Origin of the sequence: Mesorhizobium sp. M7A.F.Ca.CA.004.04.2.1 (assembly GCF_004022825.1) — a bacterium.
Classification (GTDB): Bacteria; Pseudomonadota; Alphaproteobacteria; order Rhizobiales; family Rhizobiaceae; genus Mesorhizobium.
Genome location: NZ_RZPH01000877.1, coordinates 1 through 2,586, shown reverse-complemented (window position 1 = coordinate 2,586; position 2,586 = coordinate 1). Strand labels below are relative to the sequence as shown.

Below are 2,586 nucleotides of genomic sequence, written 5' to 3'. Positions count from 1 at the left end.
ACCACGGACCGCCGCTCGGCAAGCATGGCGACGTAGGACGCCAGAAGTGCCGTCAGCTGCACGGCAACTGCCATGAACAGCCCGTTGATGCCTTGCGCGGCACCTCCGATGACGATCAGCGACAACATGCCGGACGCGCTGATGAAGGCGATGCGGGCGACGCTGTCGGCGCCGGGACTGGTCGCGTCGTTGACCAGGGCTTCGACAAAGGCCCAGAAAAACAGAACCGCGACGACAAGCAATGCGGTGGCGAGCGGCGCCACGACAACGAAATTGTCGAGGTCGACGAAGCGGGTACCCTCGATTGTGGTGCCCAGCACGCCGAGTGCCGCCGCCACACCCCGGTTTCCGTCGATGCAGATGAGCGCAAGCAGGGCGAAAACAATCGCCCAGTGCAAGGCCAGAAAAGAGGTCAGTACCTGTCGCATCGGTGTTCCTGCTTCGCAAAGCAAGAGACGGCCAATCTGAACCATTCCCTGCTCGCGCCGGGACAGTGGGCCTTGCCGTCCGCCATCGCAACGGAAACCATTTGTTAAGGTTAACGGTGATCAGCCATACGCGTGAGGATGCCCGCCAACGCGTCAAAACTGTGGATGGCGCCGGTTTTTGCGATGCTCGCCGCTCAGTTCACCGGCGGATAGAGCGTGTCGATGATCATGCGTGCATCGTGGCGCGAATCGATCATGCCATAGGTGTTGCGCCATTGGCCGGCCAAACGCGTCTCGACGAAAGCGTCGGCGATCCGCCCTGCCCCCAGGCGGCGCAATTCCGCCGCCGCAGCCGACAGTGCCAACTGCTCGGTCAGCAGCCGGGCCGAACCTTCGTCGGTTGAGGCAACCTGCATCGCCGCCTTCAGAACGCCGATCGTGCCGCGTCCGCCGGCGCCGAGATCACGGTCGATGCCGGCCAGCACATCCTCGAACAGGCCGGGCGCACGGCCGAGCACGCGCAGCACATCAAGCGCCATGACATTGCCCGAGCCTTCCCAGATCGCATTGACCGGGGCCTCGCGATAGTAGCGGGCGAGTGGCGCCTCCTCGACGTAGCCGTTGCCGCCTAGGCACTCCATCGCCTCATAGAGCAGCGGGGGCGCGATCTTGCAGACCCAGTATTTGACGACCGGCGTCATGGCCCGGGCAAACGCCGCCTCGCCGCGATCGCTGGCCGCCTCGTCGAAGGAGCGCGCTAACCGGAACGACAGCGCGGTGGCGGCGGCGACGTCGAGCGCCATGTCGGCCAGAACGCGCTGCATCAACGGCTGCTCGATCAGGGTCGAACCGAACACCTGGCGATGGCGGGCGTGGTGAACGGCCTCGGCGAGGCCCGCGCGCATGATCGCCGACGAGGCGATGGCACAATCGAGCCGGGTCAGGGTGACCATGTCCATGATCGTCTTCACACCGGCACCGGGTTCGCCGACCATCTCGCCGATGGCATTGACGAATTCGACTTCGGAGGAGGCGTTGGAACGGTTGCCGAGCTTGTCCTTCAGTCGCTGAAAGCGGAAGCCGTTGCCCGAACCATCACCGAGAACGCGCGGCACGAGGAAGCACGACAGCCCCTCCGGCGCCTGCGCCAGCACCAGGAACGCATCCGACATCGGCGCCGACATGAACCATTTGTGCCCCGTCAGACGATAAAAACCGCTGCCGGCGCGTTCCGCCCTCGTCACATTGGCGCGCACATCGGTGCCGCCCTGCTTCTCGGTCATGCCCATGCCGAGCGTCAGCCCGGTCTTCTCGACCGGCGGTTTCTGGCTCTGGTCGTATTTGCGCGTCGTCACGCGCGGCGCCCATTCGCGAAACAGTTTTGGGCTGGCCATCAAGGCCGCCAGCGAAGCGTTGGTCATGGTGATGGGGCACAGATGCCCGGTCTCGAGCTCCGCCGTCAGATAAAACCGGGCGGCACGGACTTGATGGCGGCGGCCGATCTCGGTGTCGCCGTTCTCCCACACCGAGGAATGCAGCCCGTTGGCCACAGCGCGGCGCATCAAGGCGTGATAGGCGGGATGGAACTCGACCACGTCGATGCGCCGTCCCTGGCGATCATGCGTCCTGAGCTTCGGCGTCTCGACATTGGCGAGGCGCGCCAGTTCCTGCGCCTCCTGCGTCAGCACGAAGCGGCCGAGACCGTCGAGATCTTTGCGCACCGGATCGGAAAAACGCTCCGCGAGCTGGATCAGCAACGGATCGCCCCGCCAGGCGTTGCCGCCCGTCAGCGGCGGCGGCTGGTTCGTCACGTCGTCGGTCACGCCCAATCCTTCTATCGTCAGAAAGCCACGAATCCGAGGCTGTCGGCTAGATATAGCCAAGCCATGCAGCGCGCGCGATGAAAATACCGGCCGATACAATCGGCCATCTATACGAAAAAATTGAGGAGAACGGCTGCAATGCAAAGCTGGCGCTTGCAGCCGCAAAGTCTCCACCCTATAGCAGCGCCTTGAGATGACCGACGCTTTGTCCCCCTATCCTCATCGCCATCTTCTGGGCATCCGCGACCTTTCCCCCGCCGATATCGAGCTGTTGCTCGACAGGGCGGACCGAGCGGTCGCGATCTCGCGGCAGTCCGAGAAGAAAACCTCGACGC

Annotated in this window: 2 protein-coding genes and 1 pseudogene; 1 reads left to right on the top strand and 2 read right to left on the bottom strand. The window is 64.2% G+C overall.

Going from position 1 to position 2,586, the window contains the following annotated elements:
• Together EN893_RS28535 and EN893_RS28530 are read right to left on the bottom strand one after the other, a co-directional pair.
• Positions 1 to 428: hypothetical protein (locus tag EN893_RS28535; protein WP_128361969.1), on the bottom strand; the 428-nt coding region annotated here is incomplete at its 3' end.
• A gap of 194 nt (positions 429 to 622) precedes the next feature.
• A complete protein-coding gene (locus EN893_RS28530) occupies positions 623 to 2,251 on the bottom strand; it encodes a DNA alkylation response protein (protein WP_127269520.1) in 1,629 nt (542 codons plus the stop codon).
• 193 nt (positions 2,252 to 2,444) lie between these two features.
• Here EN893_RS28530 and pyrB point away from each other — a divergent pair.
• Positions 2,445 to 2,586: pseudogene (gene pyrB / locus EN893_RS28525) on the top strand (aspartate carbamoyltransferase catalytic subunit); the annotation flags it as partial.